General features: G+C 69.6%; 19 protein-coding genes. 7 read left to right on the top strand and 12 right to left on the bottom strand.

What is annotated here, in order from left to right:
- Position 1 precedes the first annotated feature (1 nt).
- The 7 genes from mdoH to K8940_RS02025 all read right to left on the bottom strand — a co-directional run bounded on the left by mdoH (position 2) and on the right by K8940_RS02025 (position 9,048).
- Positions 2-1,888, bottom strand: a complete 1,887-nt coding sequence (gene mdoH, locus K8940_RS02055) for a glucans biosynthesis glucosyltransferase MdoH (protein ID WP_223392892.1) — start codon at positions 1,886-1,888, stop codon at positions 2-4.
- 88 nt (positions 1,889-1,976) lie between these two features.
- Entirely contained in the window at positions 1,977-3,512 is a 1,536-nt protein-coding gene (locus tag K8940_RS02050) for a glucan biosynthesis protein (protein ID WP_223392891.1), read from the bottom strand.
- A gap of 83 nt (positions 3,513-3,595) precedes the next feature.
- A complete protein-coding gene (locus tag K8940_RS02045; RefSeq protein ID WP_223392890.1) occupies positions 3,596-5,020 on the bottom strand; it encodes an alpha/beta hydrolase in 1,425 nt (474 codons plus the stop codon).
- 74 nt (positions 5,021-5,094) lie between these two features.
- On the bottom strand, positions 5,095-5,853 hold the full coding sequence (locus K8940_RS02040) for a MipA/OmpV family protein (RefSeq protein WP_411675597.1): 759 nt from the start codon (positions 5,851-5,853) through the stop codon (positions 5,095-5,097).
- A 114-nt stretch (positions 5,854-5,967) separates the two neighbouring features.
- Positions 5,968-7,203 carry a pentapeptide repeat-containing protein gene (locus K8940_RS02035; RefSeq protein WP_223392889.1) on the bottom strand — a complete coding sequence of 412 codons (1,236 nt, stop codon included), beginning with the start codon at positions 7,201-7,203 and terminating at the stop codon, positions 5,968-5,970.
- Positions 7,204-7,316: 113 nt separating this feature from the next.
- A complete protein-coding gene (locus tag K8940_RS02030; protein WP_223392888.1) occupies positions 7,317-8,276 on the bottom strand; it encodes a magnesium transporter CorA family protein in 960 nt (319 codons plus the stop codon).
- Between the two features lie 64 nt (positions 8,277-8,340).
- Entirely contained in the window at positions 8,341-9,048 is a 708-nt protein-coding gene (locus tag K8940_RS02025) for a CHAP domain-containing protein (RefSeq protein ID WP_223392887.1), read from the bottom strand.
- A 667-nt stretch (positions 9,049-9,715) separates the two neighbouring features.
- Here K8940_RS02025 and K8940_RS02020 point away from each other — a divergent pair.
- Together K8940_RS02020 and K8940_RS02015 are read left to right on the top strand one after the other, a co-directional pair.
- Complete coding sequence (locus K8940_RS02020; protein ID WP_223392886.1) at positions 9,716-10,504, top strand: TerC family protein; 789 nt, start codon at positions 9,716-9,718, stop codon at positions 10,502-10,504.
- A gap of 76 nt (positions 10,505-10,580) precedes the next feature.
- Complete coding sequence (locus K8940_RS02015; RefSeq protein ID WP_223392885.1) at positions 10,581-12,164, top strand: MDR family MFS transporter; 1,584 nt, start codon at positions 10,581-10,583, stop codon at positions 12,162-12,164.
- Between the two features lie 25 nt (positions 12,165-12,189).
- On the opposite strand, the gene K8940_RS02010 is transcribed toward K8940_RS02015, so the two are convergent.
- Positions 12,190-14,349, bottom strand: a complete 2,160-nt coding sequence (locus K8940_RS02010) for a primosomal protein N' (protein WP_223392884.1) — start codon at positions 14,347-14,349, stop codon at positions 12,190-12,192.
- A 125-nt stretch (positions 14,350-14,474) separates the two neighbouring features.
- Here K8940_RS02010 and K8940_RS02005 point away from each other — a divergent pair, with 125 nt between their 5' ends.
- The 4 genes from K8940_RS02005 to K8940_RS01985 all read left to right on the top strand — a co-directional run bounded on the left by K8940_RS02005 (position 14,475) and on the right by K8940_RS01985 (position 18,924).
- Positions 14,475-15,152, top strand: coding sequence for a DUF484 family protein (locus K8940_RS02005; RefSeq protein WP_223392883.1), 678 nt, complete (start codon positions 14,475-14,477; stop codon positions 15,150-15,152).
- The gene (locus K8940_RS02000; protein ID WP_223392882.1) at positions 15,149-16,078 is read left to right on the top strand and encodes a tyrosine recombinase XerC; all 930 of its coding nucleotides are present in this window, start codon (positions 15,149-15,151) and stop codon (positions 16,076-16,078) included. Before K8940_RS02005 ends, K8940_RS02000 begins: the two co-directional genes overlap by 4 nt.
- A 136-nt stretch (positions 16,079-16,214) precedes the next feature.
- Positions 16,215-18,227: a methyl-accepting chemotaxis protein gene (locus tag K8940_RS23825; protein ID WP_263285788.1), complete on the top strand. Its 2,013-nt coding sequence runs from the start codon at positions 16,215-16,217 to the stop codon at positions 18,225-18,227.
- A gap of 118 nt (positions 18,228-18,345) precedes the next feature.
- Positions 18,346-18,924, top strand: a complete 579-nt coding sequence (locus K8940_RS01985) for an alpha-ketoglutarate-dependent dioxygenase AlkB (RefSeq protein ID WP_223392881.1) — start codon at positions 18,346-18,348, stop codon at positions 18,922-18,924.
- On the opposite strand, the gene K8940_RS01980 is transcribed toward K8940_RS01985, so the two are convergent.
- Both K8940_RS01980 and lpdA read right to left on the bottom strand, forming a co-directional pair.
- Complete coding sequence (locus tag K8940_RS01980; RefSeq protein ID WP_223392880.1) at positions 18,915-19,310, bottom strand: hypothetical protein; 396 nt, start codon at positions 19,308-19,310, stop codon at positions 18,915-18,917. The genes K8940_RS01985 and K8940_RS01980 overlap by 10 nt on opposite strands.
- 110 nt (positions 19,311-19,420) lie before the next feature.
- The gene (gene lpdA / locus K8940_RS01975; RefSeq protein WP_223392879.1) at positions 19,421-20,821 is read right to left on the bottom strand and encodes a dihydrolipoyl dehydrogenase; all 1,401 of its coding nucleotides are present in this window, start codon (positions 20,819-20,821) and stop codon (positions 19,421-19,423) included.
- A 264-nt stretch (positions 20,822-21,085) separates the two neighbouring features.
- On the opposite strand from lpdA, the gene K8940_RS01970 reads away from it, so the two are divergent.
- The gene (locus tag K8940_RS01970) at positions 21,086-21,781 is read left to right on the top strand and encodes a virulence factor (protein ID WP_223392878.1); all 696 of its coding nucleotides are present in this window, start codon (positions 21,086-21,088) and stop codon (positions 21,779-21,781) included.
- Here K8940_RS01970 and K8940_RS01965 read toward each other — a convergent pair.
- Positions 21,778-22,122 (bottom strand): DUF3088 family protein, encoded by a 345-nt coding sequence (locus K8940_RS01965; protein WP_223392877.1) that lies wholly within the window; start codon positions 22,120-22,122, stop codon positions 21,778-21,780. The two genes, K8940_RS01970 and K8940_RS01965, sit on opposite strands and share 4 nt — an antisense overlap.
- 96 nt (positions 22,123-22,218) lie before the next feature.
- Positions 22,219-23,445 carry a 2-oxoglutarate dehydrogenase complex dihydrolipoyllysine-residue succinyltransferase gene (odhB, locus tag K8940_RS01960; protein WP_223392876.1) on the bottom strand — a complete coding sequence of 409 codons (1,227 nt, stop codon included), beginning with the start codon at positions 23,443-23,445 and terminating at the stop codon, positions 22,219-22,221.
- Positions 23,446-23,454 lie beyond the last annotated feature (9 nt).

The raw sequence follows: 23,454 nt of genomic DNA, 5'->3' as shown, positions 1-23,454 counted from the left end.
GTCAGGCCGTCTCGTAGCCCAGGCCGGCCGGCAGCGGCAGCAGGATCGGCGGCTCGTTGGAGGCCGCCAGGCTGGCCACGGCGGCGGCCGAGCGCAGCTTGACGGCCCGGTCCAGCAGGCGCGGCGGCCGCAGCGTCTCCGGCGTCTCCAGCAGGGACAGGTCGTCGACGTTCTCGGCGGTCCAGGCCGAGATCACGAAGGCGAAGGTCAGGGCCAGGGCCGGCAGGGCGATCCAGATGAAGGCGTCGGGCGCGAAGATCAGGCCCAGCCCGACCAGGATCACGCCGAAGATGGTCTCGCCCCGGTGGACGCGCAGAGTGTCGCGCAGGGTCAGGGTCTCGGCGTCGCGGCGCTGGGTGGCCCAGCCGCAATCGCGACCGGTCAGGATCTCGAACAGGGCGCGGGTCTGGGCGAACAACACGATGGGCGCCACCAGGCTGGACACTAGGGTCTCGATCCCGACGCCGGCCAGGGCCCGGCGGGCGCCGCCGAAGCCGCCGGCGCGGCCGCGCCGCACCAGCACGATCCAGGCCATCAGCTTGGGCGCCAGCAGCATGGCCAGGGATACGCACAGCACCGACAGCATCTCCGGCCGGGTGACCGGCGCCGGATCGTCCTGGCCTACCCCCGCCAGGCCCGGGAAAGCGGCCAGCAGCAGGCCCACGCTCAGCAGGCCCAGCCACAGCGGCGCGGTCAGATAGGTCGAGAAGCCGCGCAGCAGGTGGAAGCGGCTCAGGGGGTGCAGGCCGCGCGCGGCGATGACGGCGATGTGCTGCAGGTTGCCCTGGCACCAGCGGCGATCGCGGATGATCTGGTCGATCAGGCTGGGCGGGCTCTCCTCGTAGCTGCCGCCCATCTGCGAGGCCAGGCGGACCTCCCAGCCGGCCCGCCGCAGCAGAGCGGCCTCGACGAAGTCATGGCTCATGATCGCGCCGCCGAACGGCTGGGGCCCGCGCAGATGCGGCAGGCCGGCCTGCTCGGCGAAGGCCTTCACGCGGATGATGGCGTTGTGGCCCCAGTAGCTGGACTCCGCCCCGCTCCACCACTCCAGGCCGCGCGCGAACATCGGGCCGTAGAGACGGCTGGCGAACTGCTCGAGGCGGGCGAACAGGGTGCGGGCGTTGATGATCATCGGCACGGTCTGGATCAGGCCCGCGCCGGGCGCGGCCTCCATGGCGGCGGCCAGGCGCACCAGGGTGTCGCCGGTCATCAGGCTGTCGGCGTCCAGCACCACCATGTGGTCGTAGGCGCCGCCGAAGCGGCGGACCCACTCGGCGATGTTGCCAGCCTTGCGGTCGGTGTTCTCCGCCCGGCGGCGATAGTAGACGCAAGCCTGGCCCTCGAAGCGGGCGCACAGGCGGTCATAGGCCTCGCGCTCCTCGATCGCGACGGCCTGCTCGCGGGTGTCGCTGAGGATGAAGACGTCGAAGCGGTCGAGCGCCTGGGCCGTGCGCAGCGATTCCAGCATCGCGGCCAGGCGCGCGAACACCGGACCGGGCGTCTCGTTATAGACCGGCAGCAGGACCGCGTTGCGGCTGGACACCGCTGGCAGGGGGCCGCCCTCACGGGCCGGGCTCTCGCGCCACAGGGCCAGGAACCCCGCCGCCGCCGAGGCGCACGAGAAGGCCGTCCAGGCGAACAGGCTGGCGAACAGCGGCAGGGCGATCATCTCCAGCGCCGTGAAACGGTCGGCCGCGAAGGCGCGGATCATCGCCACGCTGGCGGCCAGGCTGAGCACGAGGGTGAAGGCCACCAGCCACGCCCGACGACGCGTCAGGCTGTCCGCCAGGATCGGGCGGCGATCCGGCTCGGCGCTCAGGCTCTGAATGGGCATGGCCAGCGGCGATTCCGACGGAACCGCGTCGGCCGGCCAGGAAAGTGATCGCATCGACAGCACGCCCTACTCGAAGCCCCCCGGCCCCGGCCGCCGCGCAAGCAACAAGGCGGAAGCGAGGCCGAAAGGTTTCACGACGCGTTTAGTTCCCGGCCGGGGCCGGAAAAACCAACGCGGTCCATGTTTCGCTCAAAGGTCGACCTTTTTGCCGCAGCACGGCGCGGACATCGGCCGGTTCCGCGCCATTGGGGACGACATCGAAGACCACACGCCACAGGCCACCCGACTCGTCCTCGCGCCGGGCGGCGGGATAGTGCGACAGCAGGCGGATCTCGCCGTTGTTGGCGGTGACGTCGGCCTCGATGTCGATCGCCTCGCGCAGCGCCTGGAGGTTCGCGCCCCGGAACTCGATCGCGACCTTGCGGCCCCGGGCGTCCAGATCCTTGCCCGGTTCGCCCGGCTGGCCCGTGCGGGTGGCCACGACGCGCGCCAGGTCGTCGCCCGGCGGCGCGGGCACGTCGCCGGTCCAAGACAGGCGATAGCTCAGCTCGACCGCGCCGCCCGCCACGACGGGCGCGTCCGGCGTCCAGAAGGCGACGATGTTGTCGTTGGTCTCATTGTTGGTCGGGATCTCGACCAGGCGGACGGTGCCCTTGCCCCAGGTCCCGATCGGCTCGACCCAGACGCTGGGGCGGCGCTCGGCGTTGGCCTGGTCGTCGTGATAGTGGTCGAAGTCGCGGTCGCGCTGGATCAGGCCGAAGCCCCGGGGGTTCTCGTCGCTGAAGGTGCTGGTCACCACGCGCGAGGGATTGGACAGCGGCCGCCAGATGCGCTCGCCCGCCCCGGTCCACATCGCCAGGCCGTCGCTGTCATGGACCTCGGGCCGCCAGTCCGGGCCGGCGCCGCCGCGATCCTCGCCGAACCAGAACATGCTGGTCAGCGGCGCGAAGCCCATCTGGTCGAAGGCGCGACGGAAGAAGACGGCGGCCTCGACGGTCTGGGTCAGGCCCAGGCCCTCGCGGTCGTTGACGAAGCGATAGGCCCCGACGATGCCCGGGCTCTCCATCAGGGCGTGGATGACGAGGCGCCCCTGGACGTCCTTCTCCAGCCAGACCTCGCGCCAGTCGGGAAACTCCTCGGGCTGGACGGCGTAGGTGTCGGCGGCGATGGCGCGGGCCGACAGACCGTACTGGCCGAACGGGGCCGGCGAGCGGAAGTAGGACGCGCCGTGAAAGACCAGCCACTCGCCCCGGTCGTCGCGGCTCATGGCGCGGAACCCCGCGAAACCGGCCTTGGCGGGCAGCTTGCGGAACGGGCTGTCGGCCCGCGAGGAGAACATGCTCCGGTCGTATCTCAGCGGCCGGGCGACGCCGTTCTCGACCAGATTGATGGCCACGGCCTTGGAGACGCCGCGGCTCAGCGGGAACAGCTCGACGCCCCAGTCGCCGCCCCACAGCGGGATCTTCTTACGATAGAAGCCGACGCCCTGGGCCGCGTCGTAGTCCATGGCCGCCACCTGCGGCGGCGGCGGGGGCGGCGGCACATAGGCGCGCTTGGACAGCGCCCGAGCCCGCGCCTTCACCTGGTCGAACGAAAAGGCCGCGGCGAGGGCCTGGCCCGGCGCCATCGCGGCGCCAGCGAGCAGAACCAAGGCGGCGCGACGATCAAGCGTCGTCAAGAATCCTCACAGCGCGTTGAAACGAATCCGGCGCTGCTAAAAGGGATTCATGGCGAAAATGGTTCAGTTCTCTTGCCGGCAACCTACTCGTAGGTGAACGCCATCGGCGTGTCGGCGGCCGGCAGGCAGCTGCGATCGACGGGCTTGGTCGGGTCCTGGAAGAACGACCGGATCATCTTGCGAGCGCACGGATTGCCCCGGCTGACGCCGTGGGTGGCGTTGGTGACGATCACCACCTGCGAGCCCTGGTAGCCCTTGGACGCGGCCTTGGTCAGTTCCGGCGGGCAGCCCGGATCGATCTCGGCGGCCAGGAACAGGGTCGGGATCGCGGTCTTCACCGGCTGCTGCTCGACTGGCGAGATCGGGCCCACGTCGATGGCCTTGCAGACGTCGTGGATGCGCTGCATCGACACCACCATCAGGCGGGCGACGGCGTCGTTCTCGGTCCCCTTGGCGACGTCCGCACGGGCTTCGAACGGGATCTCCTCCTTGCACAGGTGGGTCATGAACTGGCCCTCGCTGTAGTAGTCGCGGCTCTCGACGAACTCGGCGACCGGCGAGACATCGCCCTGGATGATCTTCCAGAGGTCGCGCGGCAGCACCCCGGCGGTGAAGTAGCTGGCGTCCATCAGATAGCCGCCCAGGTCGTCAGCCGTGTAGGTCTTGCCGCCGATGGTCTGGGGTCCGGCCAGCCAGCGCTCGGCGACCGTGGCCAGCTTGGCCTTCAGGTCCGGATAGCGCTTGGCGCATTCGGCGACGACCGCGCACTTGGCCATGACGATGTCGATCGAGCTGGAGACCATGGCCGGGCCGCCGACCGTCCAGTCGGCCTCGGGCGGCCAGGGCGAGTCCTGGACCACCGCTCGCACGCCCTGGGCCGCGTGGGTCTGGATCGCCGCCTCGATACGGGTGCCGTACGAGCCGCCGAACAGGTCGATCAGCGGAAGCTTCAGGACCTGGCGCAGGTCCTGGACGTCCTTGGCCACCTCGACGGCGTTGTAGCGCGACAGGTTCACGCCCTTGGCCTGGAAGGCCTTCAGGCAGGCGACGATGCCTTGCGCGTCCTTGTCCGAGGGCGGCCCGGCGTCGGTCAGGTTTGTGCCCGGGCAGTCCAGGTTCGGATCGGACAGGCCGCCGCCGCGCTGGTCGATGAAGATCCAGTCCTGGTCGATGGCGACGAACTCGCGCGAGGTCTTGCTCTTGAGCATGCGCGGCAGGCCCTTCAGCGCCGAGCCGCCCGGACCGCCATGCAGATAGACCACCGGCGGCAGGCCGGCCTTGGGCTGGGCCGCCTTGACGATGGCGACGGCCACCTTGATGCGCCGGCTCCTGGGATCGCCCCGCGTCTCATCGACCACCAGGTTTCCGCACTGGACCTTCAGGTCGACGTCCTTGAAGTCGGCCCCGCAGACCGTCTTCTCGAACCGAGGCGCGGCCGCCTGCGCGGCGCCGCCCAGCGACAGGAGGGTCAGCACGCCGGCGGCGGCGATCCAGGACAAGCGCGACATCGGAAACTCCCCACGGTTCAGTCGCGCATCAACACCGAGGTTGAGACGCGCCGCAAGGCTCAATGCGTGGCCCGCTAGAAGCGATACGACATCGAGACGAAGGCGGCCGGCTGGGTGGCGTCGATGACGATCGGGCTGTCCTTGGCGTCGCCGGTCAGCTTGGTGATCACGCCGGTCGCGCCCAGGCTGACCTTGTCGTTCAGGCGATAGTTGACGCTGAGCGAGGCCGAGACGTCCTTGACCCCGCCGCCCGGCCGGTAGGCGGGCAGGCCCGAGGCGGCAGCCTGGGCCGCGCTGACGCCGAAATAGGCTCGGGTATAGGCCCCATCCGCCCAGGTGGCCGAGACGCTGGGGATCAGGGTCAGGCGCGGGGACGCCCGGAGCGGCAGGGCCAGGCTCGCATCGACCAGGGCCCCATCTACGTCGCCCGACAGCACCTTGGTGGCGCTGACGCTGGCCATCACCATGCCGGCGCGCGCGTCGGCGGAGATCCGCGCCCCCGCGCCGCCCGACAGCCGTCCGATGCCGGCGGGCGCGTCGCGGCGGCGATAGCCCGGCACGTAGGTGAGCCCGGCCCCGACATCCACGGTGTCGCCGTCCACCAGGTCGGCGCCCACGCCCCGGCGCGCGTTGGCGAAGAAGCGACCATACTTCAAGTCGATCACCGGGAACGGCAGCAGGCGATAGTCGTCCGCGCCCTGGTAGGCGGGCGCGTAGATCCCGGCCAGGCCGACGACGGCGCGGTTCTGGCTTTCCTGGGCGCGAACCGCCGTGGGCAGGGTCAGGGCGGCGACCACGCACAGCAGCGTGATCGGCGTGATGGCGTGGATCATGGTTCCGGCGGCTCCGCGTTCGGGCGGCCCCTGCCGCGCGGGCAGGATGGCCACGTCCGTTGTCGGGATCATGTCAGTCACGAACCCTACGTCCTTTACGTTGGAGACGGGGATTCAGACGCTGAAGCCGGCCGGCATTTCGGCGCCCGTCAGGTCGGCCCCGTCCAGCTTGGCGCGGGTCAGGTCGGCCTCGATCAGCCGGGCGCGCGGGGCGCTGGCGCCCTCCAGATTGGCCCCGCGCAGCACGGCGCGGGTCAGGTCGGTGCGGATCACCCGCTCCTCGGCGATCTTCAGCGGACCCAGCTTGGCGCCGGTGAGATCCGCGCGCGCCAGTTGGGCGTCGACCAGGCGGGCCCCGCGCAGGTCGGCCCCGCGCAGCTTGGTCCCGCGCAGGTCCGCGCCGGCGAGGTTGGCGCCCTGCAGCTGGACGCCGTCCAGGTCCATGCCGAAAAACACCGCCTTGGGCGCGTTGAGGCCGCTGAGACGGCGGTCCTTGAGGCGCTTCAACGGACGGAAGTCGACGTCCGCCAGCTTGCCGACCCTGCCCTCGCGGCCGTCGGACTTGCAGAACAGCTCGTGCGCCTCCAGCACCTCATGCAAGGGCTCGTCGTCGACATAGATGATCGGCGGCGGGGCGCGCAGCACCTCGCTCAGGTCGGCGTCGCGCAAATCCGCGCCGCTGATGTCGACGCCCACCATCACCGCGCGGCGCAGCGAGACCTGGTTCATCTCGGCGTTGTGCAGGTTGGCGCCGGACAGGTTCGCCCCGTCCATGCAGGCCTTGGTCAGCCTGGCGCCCTGCAGGGTGACGTTCGAGAGGTCGGCGTCGGTGAAATCGGCCTGGCGCGCGAAGGCGCCCGACATCTGGGCCCCGGCCAGGTTGGCCCCCTGCAGCATGGCGTAGTCCAGCTCGCCCGGCCGCTTGGAGTGCTCCAGGATCCGCAGGCCCTTCTCGTCGTCCTGCACGGCGGTGACGCCCTCGCGCAGGTCGCAGTTGGCCAGGTTCGCCCCGCCCAGGTTCGCGCCCCGCAGGCAGGCCCCGCGCATGTCGCAGCGCGAGAGGTCGGCGTCACGCAGGTCGGAATCGCGCAGGTCGGTCCCGTAGAGGGTGGCCCGCGTCAGCTTGGCGCCGCGCAGCGAGGCCCCGCCCAGCAGCGCCCCGGTCAGGTCGGCTTCCGACAGGTCGACGCCGTCCAGCTCGTAGTTGTTGAGATTGACGTACTGCAGCACCGCGCGCCGCCCCTTGGGCAGGCCCTTCAGGTAGCGGACGTGCGCCTCGACCGCCTCGCGCACCACGGAGGCGTGCAGGGTTCGGATCAGGCTCGGTCGCGGAGACGCGGCATCGGACATCGTGCGGTCTAGGAGCGCTCGGAAGGGCGAGGAAAACGCGGAAACAGCGTTCACCGTGCCAGATCAGCTTTAAGCAATGGTTCAGACCGCGACAGAAAGTCGCAGCTCCGTCCCTACAGCCAGCCCTTGCGCTTGAACCACAGCAGCGGCGCGCCGGCGGCCAGGAACATCAGGCCAATGGCGATCGGATAGCCCTCGATCCAGCGCAGCTCGGGCATGTGCTCGAAGTTCATGCCGTAGATCCCGGCGATCAGGGTCGGCGGCAGGAAGATCACCGAGAAGACCGAGAACACCTTGAAGATCGAGTTCTGCTCGATGTTGATCAGCCCCAGGGCCGCGTCGAGCAGGAAGGTGATGTTGCCGGCCAGGTAGCTGGAATGGTCGGTGATCGACTGGACGTCGCGCTGCAGCGACTTGAGGTGGTCGCGCAGCTCCTTGGAGCCGTCGAACTGTTCGGCCAGGGCCGCGAAGCTGAGCAGGCGGGCCAGGCTGACCAGGCTGTCGCGCGCCTTGGAATTGATGTTCTGGGCCCGGCCCAGGCGGTTCAGGATCTGCTCGAACGCCGCGCCGCGCGGGCGGCTGAAGATGGCGCGCGACTGCACCTCGACCTCGGCGGCCGTGCGCTCGAGGATGTCGGCGGTGCGGTCGACGATGGCGTCCAGCAGGCCCAGGAACGTCTGCAGGCCGTTCGGACACAGGCTGGGCTGGCGCTCGGCCTGGGCGGCGAACACTGAGAAAGCGCGCGGTTCGACATAGCGGATGGTGACCAGGCGCGCCCCGGCCAGGACGAAGGTGACCGGCGCGGCGGTCGGCAGGTCGCCGTCGGCGTTGACCAGCACCGTGGCGGTCATGAACGTGCCGCCGTCCTCCTGGTAGAGGCGCGAGGAGGCCTCGATCTCGGCCATCTCTTCACGGGTGGGCAACAGCAGGCCGATCGACTGCTCGACGGCGACTTCCTCGGCGCGGGTGGGATCGACCAGCTCGATCCAGACGGCGTCGGCCGGCACCCGCCAGTCGGGCGACAGGCCGCCGGATTCGAAGCCCGGAGCGCCGTGACGTAGGATTCTAAGCATGACGCCGTCCCTGCTGCGGGTCGGGTGTGCCCCGGCCCGTGCTCAAGGTCAACGCGCTCGCGCCTTAACGGGGAGCGTTCGGCTTGTTGCTATTGTCGTTCGAGGACGAACCGCCACCAGCGGCGGCCTCGATCAGGGCGGCGATACGATCGGTCGAGTCGGCGGCCTGGCCGATGATGTCCAGCGGCGAGGCTCGGACCGACGAAGCCACTTGGTTGGCGGCCTGCTTGGCGGCCGAGACCACGGCGTTCTGGGCCATGGCGATCTTGCTGGTGGCCATGGCGATCTTGGTCGCCTGGGCGTCCTGATAGATGAAGCCGTTGGTCGGATAGACCGTGGTGCCGAGATCACGGATCGGGTCGTACCAGACCTTGACCTCGGTCCAGTCGCCGTTGGGCGAGACGTCGACGACGGTGACGTCCTTTTCTATCTGGCCGCGATCGCCCTCGATGATCGACCAGTTGGCGTGGGTGACCTGGATGACCCGGTCGGTGAGCACCTGGCTGACGAACGCCACGTGGCCGAGGTTCATGCGGGCGGTAGGCTTGAACGAGAGCACCGAGCCGATCTTCGGGACCGAGCCCGTGTCGTACTTGCCGGCGGCTTGGGTCCACCACGTGCGGGCGTCACCGAAGATCTGGATGCCCGACATCAGACGCGCGAACGGAACGCACTGCCAGTAGCCGTCAGCATTCGCGCCGGACATCGGCACGAGGCTGATCATGGCGGCAGCGGCCAGGGAACCCAGAAGGGTCCTCGTCCGTTTCGTCATGCTGTGGGTACTCCCCCGCGTCACTGGGCTAAGGCTTAACCCTCTCAGGAAGACGTGAAAAGAGTCTTTATGCCGCACTTGCGAACGTCAAACGGCGCCATTTCCGTCTGAAAACCCAGGTCTTCATGGGCGCGCGGCACGGGTTTTCTATGACATGACGGGGGCTCCGGACGATCAGAGCAGGTTGGCGGCAATCGCGGCTCAGAGCAGACGCGACGACTTGTCACCCTGGATATTGAAGACCTCACGCAGGGAATTATCCGCCGAGACCTTGCACGAAAAGCAGATCACTGGGGTCCGAAAGGTGATCTGTCGGAGGCGGCGAAAGAGCTGTTGTCCAGCAAAGTCGAAACCCCTCGCGAAGAGGCTTTCCGGCCCGCGAACTTATCCCCAGAAAACCATGCCGACGGCCACTTTCGAGGCAACCGATTGCACGCCGCCAAGCGTGGCCATGCCCAATAAAGCGGCGCCGTAAACGCCGAGCCGGGCGGGGAATCGACCTGGACGCCGCGCGACGTCCGAGGGCTTCATGGCGGCGACGCCCAGACCCTCGCGATGCGTTTTCGACCCCGAGGGTGGAAAGATCGGCGTTACCCGCCTATCTGGCCTGTGTTACATGTATGCGTACGCGAACGATCTTCCTCCCGACAAACCTTAGAGAGACCCGATGACAGAACTCCTTGGCCTCGTCACCGACCCGGCCGCCTGGGCCGCCTTGGTGACCCTGGTGGTGATGGAAGTGGTTCTGGGGATCGACAACCTGGTCTTCATTTCGATCCTGTCCAACAAGCTGCCGCCCGAGCACCGGACCAGGGTCCGCCGCATCGGCATCTCGCTGGCGCTGATCATGCGCCTGGTCCTGCTATCGACCATCGCCTTCATCGTCGGCTTGACCGCCCCGGTCTTCGACCTGGGCATCAACGGCCCCGTCGGTTCGCACGGCGAGCCGGGCTTCGAGACCGCCTTCTCGTGGCGTGACCTGATCCTGATCGCCGGCGGCGCCTTCCTTATCTGGAAGGCGACCAAGGAGATCCACCACACGGTCGACCCCGGCAAGAGCGACGACGTGCTGGAGAAGGACAAGGCCACCCAGGTCATCTCCAACGTCGGCTCGGCGATCTTCCAGATCATCCTGCTGGACCTGGTGTTCTCGATCGACTCGATCCTGACCGCCGTCGGCATGACCGATCACCTGCCGATCATGATCATCGCCGTGATCGCCGCCGTCACCGTGATGCTGCTGGCCGCCGACCCGCTGGCCAACTTCATCAACAACAACCCGACCGTGGTCATGCTGGCCCTGGGCTTCCTGCTGATGATCGGCACCGTGCTGATCGCCGAGGGCTTCGGCGCCCATGTGCCCAAGGGCTACATCTACACGGCCATGGCCTTCTCGGCCGGCGTCGAGGGCCTGAACATGCTGGCCCGCAAGCGCGGGACCAAGAAGGAGCACTAGGCGAACAAGGCTCTACTTCGGACCCTGGGAGCGTGATAGGTCGGCGGCCCCGGCTATCACGCTCCCTAGGGCTTCGATGACCTCCCAGACCTTCACCGACACCGAGCGCCGCACCACCCTGGCGGCGCTGATGATCGTCTTCCTGCTCAGCGCCCTGGACCAGACGATCGTCTCGACGGCCATGCCGCGGATCATCTCCGAGCTGAACGGCCTCAATCTCTATTCGTGGGTGACCACCGCCTACCTGCTGACCTCGACGGTCATGGTGCCGATCTGGGGCAAGCTGGGCGACATCTTCGGCCGCAAGCCCGTGTTGATCACCGGCATCAGCATCTTCCTGGCCGGTTCGTGGCTGTCGGGGATCTCGGGCGAGTTCGGGACCATCCTGGGCGTGCCGGGCATGGTCCAGCTGATCGTCTTCCGCGCCCTGCAGGGGATCGGCGGCGGGGCGCTGTTCACCACCGCCTTCGCCATCATCGCCGACCTCTATCCGCCGCGCGAGCGGGGCAAGTTCGCCGGGATCTTCGGCTCGGTCTTCGGCCTGGCCAGCGTGCTGGGCCCCATCATCGGCGGCTACTTCACCGACCACGGCACGGTGCAGGTCGGGACCCACACGGTCGCCGGCTGGCGCTGGGTGTTCTACGTCAACCTGCCGCTCAGCCTGCTCTCGCTGTTCATGGTCATCGTGAAGATGCCGCCGCTGGAGCATCGCCGCGCGGGCAAGATCGACTTCCTGGGCGCGGCCCTCCTGATCTGCGCCTTCGTGCCCCTGCTGCTGGTGCTGAGCCTGGGCGGGCACAACTTCGCCTGGGGCTCGCCGCGGAGCCTTGGCCTGTTCGCCCTGGCCGCCGTGTCGCTGGCCGCCTTCGTCTTCGTCGAGACCCGGGTGAGTAACCCGATCCTGCCGATGCACCTGTTCCAGAACAAGGTGTTCACCACCGCCAACACCGCCGGCTTCCTGATCTCCATGGCCTTCATGGGCGTGGTGATGTTCCTGCCGCTGTTCCTGCAGCTGGGCCGGGGCGTGCCGGCCACGGTCAGCGGCATGACCATGCTGCCGCTGATGGCCGGCCTGATCGTGGGCAGCACCATCGCCGGCCAGCTGGTCACCAAGACCGGCAAGTACAAGCCGTTCATGATCGCCGGGGCCTCGACCCTGCTGGTCGCGGTGTTCCTGCTGCACGACCTGTCCAAGATCACCAGCCTGCCGCTGCTGTGCCTGCTGCTGGCCTTCGTGGGCCTGGGCCTGGGACCGGGCCAGAGCCTGTTCAACATCGCCACCCAAAACGCCGTCGACCCGCGCGATCTGGGCGTGGCCACCAGCTCCAACCAGTTCTTCCGCCAGATCGGCTCGACCGTCGGCGCGGCCCTGGCCGGGACGCTGCTGACCGCGCGCCTGGCCAACCTGCCAGGTGGCGGGCTGGATCTGGGCAAACTGGAAGGCATGGCGGTGCAGGCCGCGGCCAAGGGCGAGGCCGCCCACGCCGATCCGGTGCTGCAGGCCGCCCTGGTCCATGCGGTGAGCGGCGTGATGGTCGCGGCCCTGTTCGTGGTCGCCGCGGGCCTGGCGGCCATCCTGATGATCCCCGCCGTGCCCTTGCGCGCCCGCCAGCCGGTGGGCGACGCGCCGGTCCTGGAAAAGGCCGAGCCGACGAACTGAAATCCTCCCCCGCTAGGAGGAAGGTCTAGAGGAAGCTGTACGGGTCCACGTCGATCACCACGCGGACCGAGTTCGGGACCTTGGCCCGCGCCCGCCAGGCGGCCATGAAGCCCTGCAGGTCGACATTGCGCTCGGCCCGGACCAGGAAGCGCTTGCGCCGGCGGCCGCGCACGATGGCCAGCGGCGCGTCGGCCGGGCCGAACACCTCGACCCCCTCGGCGTTGGGGATCACGGCCGCCAGGGCCTCGACATAGGCGTCCAGGGCCGCGCCGTCCGGGCCCGAGGCGATCACCGCCGCCAGACGGCCGAACGGCGGCAGGCCGGCGTCCTGGCGCATGCCCATCTCGGCCTCGACGAAGGCGTCGCGGTCCTGGGCGGCCAGGGCCTGCATCACCGCGTGGTCGGGCGAATAGGTCTGCAGCAGGGCCCGGCCCGGCTTCTCGTGGCGTCCCGCCCGGCCGGCGGCCTGGGCCAGCAGCTGGAAGGTCCTTTCGCCGGCCCGCAGGTCCCCGCCCCTCAAGGAGAGGTCGGCATCGACCACGCCCACCAGGGTCAGGTTCGGAAAGTTGTGACCCTTGGCCGCCGCCTGGGTGGCGACCAGGATGTCGATCTCGCCCGCCGCCATGGTCGCCACCAGGGTCTTGGCCGCCTCGGCGTCCATCACCGTGTCGGACGAGAAGACCGCCACCCGCGCGTCGGGGAAGATGTGTCGCGCCTCCTCCTCCACCCGCTCCACGCCGGGGCCGATCGAAACGAGAGAGTCCTTGGCCCCGCAGTGCGGACAGGCCTCGGGCTTCTTCATCGAAAAGCCCGTCAGGTGGCAGACCAGCCGTCCGGTATAGCGGTGCTCGACCAGCCAGCTGTCGGTGTCGGGCGACTTCATCTTCTCGCCGCAGGCCTTGCACAGAACGAGCGGCGCATAGCCCCGGCGGTTCAGGAACAGCATGGCCTGCTCGCCGCGTTGCAAGGTCACGGCCATGGCCTTGATCAGCGGCGGCGACAGCCAGCGGCCGGGCTCCGGCGGCGTCCGGCGCATGTCGATCAGGCCGATGTCGGGCAGCTGGGCCGCGCCATGGCGGGCCGACAGGCGCAGCCAGCGGTAGCGGCCGATCTGGGCGTTGTAGAGGCTCTCCAGCGACGGCGTCGCCGAGGCCAGCAGCACGGTCGCGCCCTCGATCTTGGCGCGGGCCACGGCCAGGTCGCGGGCCTGGTAGATGAAGCCCTCTTCCTGCTTGAACGAGCTGTCGTGCTCCTCGTCGACCACGACCAGGCGCAGTTTCTTGAACGGCAGGAACAGGGCCGAGCGGGCCCCGACCACGATCCGCGCGTCGCCGCTGGCCACCGCCTCCCACACCTGCCGGCGGCGCGGCGGCGAGACGCCCGAGTGCCACTCGGCCGGGAGCGCGCCGAACCGCTGCTCGAAGCGGGCCAGGACCGCCTGGGTCAGGGCGATCTCGGGCAGCAGCACCAGGACCTGGGCGTCCGGATCCTTCAGGGCGGCGGCGACGGTCTCCAGATAGACCTCGGTCTTGCCCGACCCCGTCACCCCGTCCAGCAGCGCCGCCTGGAAGCCGCCGGCGTCCAGCATCTGCGTCAACACCTCGACGCAGGCGGCCTGGCCGGGGTTCAGGTCGCGTGGCGGCAAGGAGAGGTCGGGCTGCGGCAGGCCGCGCTCGGGCTCCACGAAGTCGACCGCCAGGACGCCCTCGTCGACCAGGCCCTTGACCACCCCGGCCGAGACGCCGGCGGTCGAGGCCAGGGCCGCGCCGGAAAGCTTCACCCCCTCGGCGGCGGCCAGCACCTTCAGGCGGGCCGGGGTCATGCGAGCGGGCTGGGCGCCGGTCAGGACCAGCACCTTGTCGGGCTTGGGCGGCGGATGGCGCAGGCCGCGCAGGGCCATGGCCAGCGGCCAGCCGGGCAGGTCCACCGAATAGCGCGCGGCCCACTCGACGAAGGCCAGCACGCCCGGCGGCAGCGGCGGATCGTCGACGCGGCCCTGCACGACCTTCAGCGGCCGGTTGCCACCCGTCCCGTCGCGCAGGGCGGTGACCACGCCGCGAATCACGCGCGGGCCCAGCGGCACGGCGACGTGGTCGCCGATGCTCAGATCGAGTCCCTCCGGCTCGGCGTAGTCGAAGGCCTCCGGCAACGGCATCGGCAGAAGGACGGAAGCGATACGGGACATGGCCGGATGCTTTTGCCGCCAAACCGTCCCCAGGTCGAGAGCGGCGCGCGCATCATCATCAAGCGGACATTAACCGTCTTGGCGCTTCATCGGGACGGAGAGTCTTTTTGCCGGTGGGGATGACGATGAGCGACGCGACGAACGCCAACAGGAAACCCGTCGACGCGGAAAGCGTGCGCGACTTCCTGCGCGTCCAGCCGGAATTCCTGCGCCAGGACGAGAACCTGCTGGGCGAGCTGGGCCTGCGGGTCGACGCGGCCAACGTCATCGATTTCGGCCCCGCCGCCCTGGCCCGCGCCGCCGCCGCCCACCAGCGCGAGGCCAGCGTCCGCCAGGCGATCGAGGCCAACGCCCGCGCCAACTATTCGGCCCAGGCGCAGACCCACGCCGCGGTGATCGACATGCTCGACGCCCGCAATCACGCCGACCTCGCCCGTCGCGTCGACGAAATGGCGATGCTGCGCTTCGGCCTGACTGCCGGCATCGTCGCCCTGGAAGGTCCCAGCCGCGTCCCGGCCGGCTGGTTCGCCCTGGCCGAGGGCCAGGTCGACATGATCGTGGGCGAGGCGCCGATCGCCCGCATGGGCTTCTTCGCCCCGGCCCTGCCGCTGTTCGGCGACCGCGCTGAGACCATCCGCAGCATGGCCCTGGTCCGCATGGCCATCTGGGAGCCGCGTCGCGAGGCCCTCATCGCCTTCGGCTCCAAGGATCCCGAAGGCTTCACACCGGACATGGGCGCCGAGCTGGTCAACTTCCTGGCCCGCGTCGTCGAGCGCACGGCCGAGCGCTGGCCCGTCCTATGACGCCAGGCGTCAGGTCTGGGCGCCAGGCCTACGCCGCCTGGCTGGACTACCTGACGCTGGAGCGCCGGGCCTCGCCGCGCACGGTGCGGGCCTATGGCGACAACGTCCTGGCCTATCTGAACTTCCTGGAGCGGCATCGGGGCGAGGCCGTGAGCCTTTCCGCCATGGGCGAAATCTCGACCGCCGACCTGCGCGGCTACCTGGCCTTCCGCAGACAGGGCGAGGACGCCCTGGCCCCGCGCTCGATCGCCCAGGCCCTGTCGTCGATCCGCGCCTTCCACCGCTATCTGGACCAGCGTCACGGCGTGGCCAACGCCGCCGTCGAGCTGGTGCGCGGCCCGCGCCTGAAGGTCGGCCTGCCCCGTCCCGTCTCCGAGGATCAGGCGCGCGGCCTGATCACCGAGGCGGCCGAGGACACCGAGCGCGAGCCCTGGGAGACCGCCCGCGACGAGGCGGTCCTGACCCTGCTGTGGGGCTGCGGCCTGCGGATCAGCGAGGCCCTGTCACTGACCTGGGCCGACGCGCCGCTGGGGCAGGCCCTGCGCATCACGGGCAAGGGCGGCAAGACCCGCATCGTCCCGGTGCTGGACGCCGTGCGCGACGCCGTCGCCACCTATGTCGACGAGCTGCCTTTCGTGCTGGGTCCCGACGAGCCGCTGTTCCGCGCCAAGCGCGGCGGGCCGCTGTCGCCACGCCACGTCCAGGGGCTGGTCCAGACCTTGCGCGGGCGCCTGGGCCTTTCCGACCGCGTCACGCCGCACGCCTTCCGCCACGCCTTCGCCACCCACCTGCTGGGGGCCGGCGCGGACCTCCGGGCGATCCAGGATCTCCTGGGCCACGCCTCGCTTTCGACGACCCAGCGCTACACCCAGGTCGACGCGGCCGGCCTGCTGGCGGCCTACCAGGCGGCGCATCCCAAGGCCTGAATACCCGCGATGGGTGCGGCGGAACGTCGCGAAAACCCAATTGGAGCGGGGCATTAACCGCGATTTTACGGGCCTGCCGGTCTTCTAGACGTGAAAACGCACGTTCTCCGCGAGCGCGCCGCCGCACGAGGCTCCGATGAAGTTCGACGATCTGAAGATCTCCACCAAGGTGGCCCTGCCCGCCGTCATCCTGACCCTGATCGCCCTGGTGATCGTGGGCCTCGGCGTCGTGCAGGCGCGCAAGGTCGAGGCCAACACCAAGATTCTGGTGGAACAGCGCGCCCCCGCCGAGCTGAACATCGCGCGGTTCAGCCGCCGCGTCGCGACGATGGGCTACGCCGCCTACCGGACGATCGCCTATGACGGCGCCTCGGCCGAGGGCAAGGACGCCAGCGAGGATCTGGACATCGCCTACAAGGAAGCCACCACCCTGCTGGCCGGCGTAAAGAAGTCCGAGCCTGACACGACCAAGACCGTGAACGAGTTCAAGACGCGTCTCGACAAAATCTACGCCAGCGCCCGCAGCGGCGCGGACCTCGGCCAGCAGAACATGAACGACGCGGCCAAGATGGTGATGGTCGAGATCGATCCGCAAATCACCAAGCTGACCGCGGACGTCAACGCCTACACCAACACCCACACCGCCGAGACGGCGCGGATGGTCGAGAAGGCCTCCAAGGAGGCCGCCGCGGGGCAGATCTTCTCGATCCTGTTCGGCCTGATCGCCGCCAGCGCCGCCCTGGTGCTGGCCCTGTGGATCGGTCGCTCCAAGATCGCCGCCCCGCTGGCCGCCACCGCCAAGACCATGGAAGTCCTGGCCAACGGCTCGGTCGATGTCGAGGTCAAGGGCGCCGAGCGCAAGGACGAGGTCGGCGCCATGGCCCGCTCGGTCCAGGTGTTCAAGGACAACGCCGTGGCCCTGCGCACCGCCGAGGCCGCCCAGGCCCGCGCCAACGCCGAGACCGAAGCCGAGCGCCGCCGTAACCAGGAAATCGCCGAGGCCGCCGCCAAGGAGCAGGCCATGGTCATGGAGGTCATCGCCTCCGCCCTGAACCATCTGGCCGATGGCGACCTGACCTACCGTCTCGATCAGGAATTTCCCGAGGCCTACCAGCGCCTGCAAACCGACTTCAACGGCGCCATCGTGCAGCTGGAAGAAGCGATGCGCACCATCGTCAACTCCGCCAGGGGCATCGGCGCCGGCTCGGACGAAATCGCCTCGGCCTCCGACGACCTGTCGCGCCGCACCGAGCAGCAGGCCGCCAGCCTGGAAGAAACCGCCGCCGCCCTGGACGAGATCACCGCCACGGTGCGTCGCTCGTCGGCCGGCGCCCTGGAAGCCAGCAAGGTCGTGGGCTCGGCCCGCGGCGACGCCGAGCGCTCCAGCGTCGTGGTCAGCAACGCCGTCAACGCGATGAACGAGATCGAGAAGTCGTCGCAGTCGATCAGCCAGATCATCGGCGTGATCGACGAGATCGCCTTCCAGACCAATCTGCTGGCCCTGAACGCCGGCGTCGAGGCGGCGCGGGCGGGCGAAGCCGGCCGCGGCTTCGCGGTCGTCGCCCAGGAAGTGCGGGCCCTGGCCCAGCGCTCGGCCGACGCCGCCAAGGAGATCAAGACCCTGATCTCGACCTCGTCGCAGCAGGTCAACCAAGGCGTCAGCATGGTCGGCCAGACGGGCGAGGCCCTTCAGGCCATCGTCGTCAAGGTCGGCGAAATCGACGCCCTGGTCGGCGAGATCGCGTCGTCGGGCCAGGAGCAGGCCACCGGCCTCAACCAGGTCAACGCCGCCGTCAACCAGATGGACCAGACCGTCCAGCAGAACGCCGCCATGGTCGAGCAGTCGACCGCCGCGGCGCACTCGCTGAAGAGCGAGGCCGGCAACCTGGTGCAGATGATCTCGAAGTTCCGCGTCGGCGGCGCCTCGGGCGCGGCCAGCGTCGCGGTCAGCGCTTCGACCAGCCGCTCGGCTCCGCGTCCGGCGGCCCCCGCCCCGCGCCCGGCCGCGCCGGCGTCCAGCAAGGGTCCGGCCCTGGCCACCCAGACCAGCCGTCCCGGCGCCAACCCGGTCGCCGCCGCCCAGGCCAAGCTGGCCAAGGCCGTGGGCGCCTCGCCCCAGGCCTCCAGCGACGACTGGGAAGAGTTCTAGGCTTTAGTACGCGTACCGCCCGCGTTTCGGGGCGTTTCTCCCCTCAAGCGACTTAGGCCCCGCCTCCCCTCTAGGCGGGGCCTTTTTCGTGGGCGGGGCGCGCCTATCTCAGGCGTCCATGAGCTTGCAAGCCGACCTCTTCGCGCCCCAGCCGCCGCCCGGCCTGCCCGAAGGCCTGCGCTATCGCCCGGAGCTGATCTCGTCCGCGGAAGAGCGCGACCTCGCCGCCCGGTTCGAGACCCTGCCGTTCAAGCCGTTCGAGTTCCGGGGCTACACTGGCCACCGCCAGGTGGTCTCGTTCGGCTGGCGCTACGACTTCGGTCGCCGCAGCCTGGACGCCGCCACGCCGATCCCGGACTTCCTGCTGCCGCTGCGCGAAACGGTCGCCGCCTTCACCGGCCACGCGCCCGAGGCCCTCGCGCAGGCGCTGATCTCGCTGTACGAGCCGGGCGCGGCGATCGGCTGGCATCGCGACCGGCCGGAGTTCGGCCAAGTGGCGGGGGTGTCGCTGCTGGCGCCCTGCCGGTTCCGCTTCCGTCGCGCGAACGGCCAAGGCTGGGAGCGGCGGGCGTTCGAGGCAGCGCCGCGCTCGGCCTATCTGCTCAGCGGCGCGTCACGGACGGACTGGGAGCACAGCATCCCGCCGCTGGAGGCGCGGCGCTATTCGGTGACGTTCAGGACGCTGGCTCAGGGCTGAGGGGCGTCCATCCGGGCCACGATCGGGGTCGAGACGGCGCAGCCATCGACCGTGCGCAAAACCGCGCGCTCGCCGTGCGCCGGCGGCAGCTCGCCCATCCGCTTGGCCAGGCCAGGCGAGCGGTGGGCCAGGATCTTGGTCGAGACTGGAGGTTCGGCCGCCGCGCCCCGAGCGCGCTCAACACGGTAGCCTCGGCACTTGGCGATCTGCTCCATCCGCGCCTGCCAAGTCTCAAGCGGCTTGGCCTGCCAGGCCTTAAGCTGCTTGGCGCCCCGCGTTTCCGTGGCGGTCCGCGGAGGCGGCAACTGGACGGGCGGTGCGGCGGGCATTTCGACCAACGGCGCGGCCTGAAGGGCGGCGGCCAGGGCCAGGGCGGACAGAAACATGGCGGGGCTCCGTCTCCGAAACCCCGCCACTCTACGTTCGATTGCGCGAACGCCAACATTAACTTTCGGACAGGTCGCCCGCCCGGCTGGCCCTTAGGCCTGCCCCATCGCTAGGCTTGCATCGTCCAGCCCTCGACGCCCATCGCCGCCTGGCGGAAGGCTTCCGAGCGGGTCGGGTGCGGGTGGCAAGTGCGGGCCACGTCTTCCGAGGCGCCGCCGAATTCCATGGCCACGCAGATCTCGGCGATCATGTCACCGACGTTGGGACCCACGGCGTGGGCGCCCAGGATGCGGTCGGTCTTGGCGTCGGCCAGCACCTTCACGAAGCCGTCGGTCTCGTGGTTGATCTTGGCGCGGCTGTTGGCCAGGAACGGGAACTTGCCGACCTTGTAGGCGACGCCCGCGGCCTTCAGGTCCTCCTCGGTCTTACCGACCGTGGCGACCTCGGGGCTGGTGTAGATGACGCCGGGGATGATGTCGTAGTTCACGTGGCCGGCCTTGCCCGCGATCAGCTCGATGCAGGCCACGGCCTCGTCCTCGGCCTTGTGGGCCAGCATCGGACCCGAGGTCACGTCGCCGATCACCCAGATCCCGTCGACGCCGGTCTTGTAGTGGTCGTTGGCGATCATGCCGCGCTTGTCCGGCGTGATGCCGACCGTCTCCAGGCCCAGGCCTTGGGTGTACGGACGACGGCCGATGGCGACCAGCACGTAGTCGGCCTCGATCGTCGTGGCCTCGCCGCCGGCGACCGGCTCGTGGGTCAGCTTGACGCCCTTGGCGCCGGCTTCGGCGCCGGTGACCTTGGCGCCGAGCGAGAACTTGAAGCCCTGCTTGGTCAGGATCTTCTGGAAGGCGGTGGCGACTTCAGCGTCGGTGCCCGGCAGGATGCGGTCAAGGAACTCGACCACGGTGACCTCAGCGCCCAGGCGCTTCCAGACCGAGCCCAGCTCCAGGCCGATGACGCCGGCGCCGACCACGACCAGCGACTTGGGCACTTCCGGCAGCGATAGGGCGCCGGTCGAGTCGATGATGCGCTTGTTGTCGATCATCACGCCCGGCAGCGGGGTCGGCTCCGAGCCGGTGGCGATCACGATGTTCTTGGTTTCGAGCACGGTTTCCGAACCGTCCTCGGCCTTCACGACCACCTTGCCGGGTCCGTCGATGCGGCCCCAGCCCTTCAGGTAGTCGACCTTGTTCTTCTTCATCAGGAACTCGACGCCCTTGGTCAGGGCTTCGACGCTCTCGGCCTTCTGGGCCATCATCTGGACGAGGTTCAGCTTCGGCTTCACCTCGATGCCCAGCTTGGCGAACTCAGGACCGGTCGCGGCCGCGTACATTTCCGAGGCGTGCAGCAGGGCCTTCGAGGGCATGCAGCCGACGTTCAGGCAGGTGCCGCCCAGCTTGCCGCGGCCTTCGACGATCGCGGTCTTCAGACCCAGCTGGCCGGCGCGGGTCGCCGCGTTGTAGCCACCGGGACCGCCACCGATGATGACGACGTCATACTGAGCCATGGGTCTACCGCCTTGAGGACGCGCCGTGAGCGGCGCCGGACAATATATGGGGCCTCGCCGGCCCTAGTGTCAGACCTCTGGAGGCGCGTGTTCCTTAGAGGCAACGGGCCGAAAACGGAACCCGCTTTCGACGTCCGCGCCCTTGAAAATCAAGGAGATTGGCTATTTGGGCGGCCATGTCGGCGCCCTCTTTCGGGCCGGACCGCCACAAGCGTGACAAGAGAGCGCCTGGAGAGCGCCACGGGGCCGTGGCGTCATGTCGACATGAGCCCGCGCCTTCGCCTCGCCGCCGCCTTGTCCGTCCTCGCCATGACCGGGGCCGCCGCCGCGCCCGCGCCGGCCAAGCCCGTGGTGCTGGCGCCCAGCGCCAAGCCGGGCGACACCCTGGCGGTGTTCTATTCGGGCGATGGCGGCTGGGGCCCGCTGGACCAGAAGGTCGCCTCGCGCCTGGCCGACGACGGCGTGCCGACCGTTGGGATCAACTCCCTGGCCTATTTCAGCGCCCGGCGCTCACCGGACGGCGTGGCCGGCGACCTGGCGACGGACCTGCGCCAGTACGAGGCGCTGTGGGGCCGCAAGAACGTGACCCTGATCGGCTATTCGTTCGGCGCCGACGCCCTGCCGGCCATCATTCCGCGCCTGCCGGCCGACCTGCGCGCCCAGGTCAGCCATGTGGTGCTGATCGGGACCGGCCCGCACGGCGACCTGCGCTTCCATCCGGCCAGCTGGCTGAACCTGGCCAGCCACGACTCCTTCCCCGTCCGCCCGGCCATCGCCGCGCTCAAGGACACGGAGATGAAGGCCGTGAAGATCACCTGCGTCTATGGCGACAAAGAACGCGCCGACATCTGCCCCGACCTGCCCGACGCCGAGGTCGCCAAGGTCCGCCTGCCCGGCGGCCACCACTTCAACGGCGACTACGCCGCCCTGAGCGAGGCGGTGCTGCGGGCCAGCCGCTAGAGCGGCGCGGCTAGGCCGTAACGGTCCGCCAGCCAGCGGGTGATCGGCCGCGCGTCGGTGAGGAACGACAGGCCGTTGGCCGACTGGATCTCGCCGTATGGACCCGCGTCCGGCGCCGCCTCGACCAGGATCAGGGTCGGGGCGTTCTGGTGGTCCTCGCCCAGGCGCTCGACCAGGGACGGGCGCGGGCGGGCGTAGTCGACACGGACGATGTCCAGACGGTCGCGCAACTGCGGATAGGCGGCGAGGTAGCCTTCCATCATCGCGCAGTCCGGGCAGAACCTTTGCGCGCCGTCCTTCGAAAAGCCCATCGGCAGCAGGTAGAGCGTGTCCTTGGCCATGGCGGCCTCCCGAAAAGCAGAACGGCCCCAACGCCTACCGCGCGGGGCCGTAAAAGCGAAGAAGCCCGCCGGTGAGGGCGGGCTTCTCGGGATCTTCTAGAGGTCCAGCAGCAGGCGCTGCGGGTCTTCCAGGGCTTCCTTGACCTTGACCAGGAAGGTCACGGCGCCGGCGCCATCGACGACACGGTGGTCGTAGGACAGGGCCAGGTACATCATCGGCCGGATCTCGATCTTGCCGTTCACGACCATCGGACGTTCCTTGATGGCGTGCATGCCCAGGATGCCCGACTGCGGCGCGTTCAGGATCGGGGTCGACATCAGCGAACCGTAGATGCCGCCGTTGGTGATCGTGAAGGTGCCGCCCTGCATGTCCTCGATGGACAGCTGGCCGTCGCGGGCCTTCTTGCCCAGACCGCCGATGGCCTTTTCGATCTCGGCCAGGTTCAGGACGTCGGCGTCACGAACGACCGGAACCACCAGGCCCTTGTCGGTGCCGACGGCGACGCCGATGTCGTAGTGGTTCTTGTAGACGATGTCCGTGCCGTCAATCTCGGCGTTGACGTCCGGAACCGACTTCAGGGCGGCGACGACGGCCTTGGTGAAGAAGGACATGAAGCCCAGCTTCACGCCGTGACGCTTTTCGAAGACGTCCTTGTACTGGGCGCGCAGAGCCATGACCGCCGTCATGTCGACCTCGTTGAAGGTCGTCAGCATGGCGGCGGTGTTCTGAGCTTCCTTCAGGCGGCGGGCGATCGTCTGACGCAGGCGCGTCATCTTCACGCGTTCCTCACGCTCGTGCAGGGCGCGCGGCGCGGCCGGAGCGGCGGCCGGAGCCGGGGCGGCGGCGCGAGCCTCCAGGGCGGCCAGGGCGTCGCCCTTGGTCACGCGGCCGTCCTTGCCGGTGCCGGCGACCTTCGACAGGTCGAGGCCCGACTCCGCGGCGATGCGGGCCGGGGCCGGGCTGACCGGCGCGGCGGCCGGAGCAGCGGCGGCCGGGGCCGGAGCGGGCGCGGCGGCGGGCGCCGGAGCCGGCTTCGGCGCTTCGACCTTCGGCGCGGGCGCGGCGGCCGGAGCGGCCGAGGCGCTGGCGCCTTCGGTCACCACGCCCAGGACCGTGCCCGGAACGACGGTCGCGCCTTCTTCGGCGCCGATGGCCGACAGCACGCCGTCGGCGGGCGAGGCCACTTCGAGGCTGACCTTGTCGGTCTCCAGCTCGACGAGGATCTCGTCCTTCTTCACGGCCTCCCCGGCCTTCTTGGTCCAGCGGGCGACCGTCGCTTCCGTGACGGATTCGCCGAGGGCGGGGGTCATGATGTCGGCCATGGGGCTTTC

The sequence above is a fragment of the Caulobacter segnis genome, from assembly GCF_019931575.1.
Taxonomy (GTDB): Bacteria; Pseudomonadota; Alphaproteobacteria; order Caulobacterales; family Caulobacteraceae; genus Caulobacter; species Caulobacter segnis_C.
The sequence above is the reverse complement of the archived record's forward strand: the minus strand, read 5'-3'. Positions and strand labels throughout refer to the sequence as shown.

What these genes read in the sequence shown, in the direction of transcription:
- K8940_RS02025 (WP_223392887.1), bottom strand. Translation starts at nt 9,048, where the DNA reads ATGACGAAACGGACGAGGACCCTTCTGGGTTCCCTGGCCGCTGCCGCC.
- K8940_RS23825 (WP_263285788.1), top strand. Translation starts at nt 16,215, where the DNA reads ATGAAGTTCGACGATCTGAAGATCTCCACCAAGGTGGCCCTGCCCGCC.
- odhB (WP_223392876.1), bottom strand. Translation starts at nt 23,445, where the DNA reads ATGGCCGACATCATGACCCCCGCCCTCGGCGAATCCGTCACGGAAGCG.
- K8940_RS01970 (WP_223392878.1), top strand. Translation starts at nt 21,086, where the DNA reads ATGAGCCCGCGCCTTCGCCTCGCCGCCGCCTTGTCCGTCCTCGCCATG.
- K8940_RS01985 (WP_223392881.1), top strand. Translation starts at nt 18,346, where the DNA reads ATGAGCTTGCAAGCCGACCTCTTCGCGCCCCAGCCGCCGCCCGGCCTG.
- K8940_RS02005 (WP_223392883.1), top strand. Translation starts at nt 14,475, where the DNA reads ATGAGCGACGCGACGAACGCCAACAGGAAACCCGTCGACGCGGAAAGC.
- K8940_RS02030 (WP_223392888.1), bottom strand. Translation starts at nt 8,276, where the DNA reads ATGCTTAGAATCCTACGTCACGGCGCTCCGGGCTTCGAATCCGGCGGC.
- mdoH (WP_223392892.1), bottom strand. Translation starts at nt 1,888, where the DNA reads ATGCGATCACTTTCCTGGCCGGCCGACGCGGTTCCGTCGGAATCGCCG.
- K8940_RS02020 (WP_223392886.1), top strand. Translation starts at nt 9,716, where the DNA reads ATGACAGAACTCCTTGGCCTCGTCACCGACCCGGCCGCCTGGGCCGCC.
- K8940_RS02010 (WP_223392884.1), bottom strand. Translation starts at nt 14,349, where the DNA reads ATGTCCCGTATCGCTTCCGTCCTTCTGCCGATGCCGTTGCCGGAGGCC.
- K8940_RS02000 (WP_223392882.1), top strand. Translation starts at nt 15,149, where the DNA reads ATGACGCCAGGCGTCAGGTCTGGGCGCCAGGCCTACGCCGCCTGGCTG.
- K8940_RS02015 (WP_223392885.1), top strand. Translation starts at nt 10,581, where the DNA reads ATGACCTCCCAGACCTTCACCGACACCGAGCGCCGCACCACCCTGGCG.
- lpdA (WP_223392879.1), bottom strand. Translation starts at nt 20,821, where the DNA reads ATGGCTCAGTATGACGTCGTCATCATCGGTGGCGGTCCCGGTGGCTAC.
- K8940_RS01965 (WP_223392877.1), bottom strand. Translation starts at nt 22,122, where the DNA reads ATGGCCAAGGACACGCTCTACCTGCTGCCGATGGGCTTTTCGAAGGAC.
- K8940_RS01980 (WP_223392880.1), bottom strand. Translation starts at nt 19,310, where the DNA reads ATGTTTCTGTCCGCCCTGGCCCTGGCCGCCGCCCTTCAGGCCGCGCCG.
- K8940_RS02040 (WP_411675597.1), bottom strand. Translation starts at nt 5,853, where the DNA reads ATGATCCACGCCATCACGCCGATCACGCTGCTGTGCGTGGTCGCCGCC.
- K8940_RS02035 (WP_223392889.1), bottom strand. Translation starts at nt 7,203, where the DNA reads ATGTCCGATGCCGCGTCTCCGCGACCGAGCCTGATCCGAACCCTGCAC.
- K8940_RS02045 (WP_223392890.1), bottom strand. Translation starts at nt 5,020, where the DNA reads ATGTCGCGCTTGTCCTGGATCGCCGCCGCCGGCGTGCTGACCCTCCTG.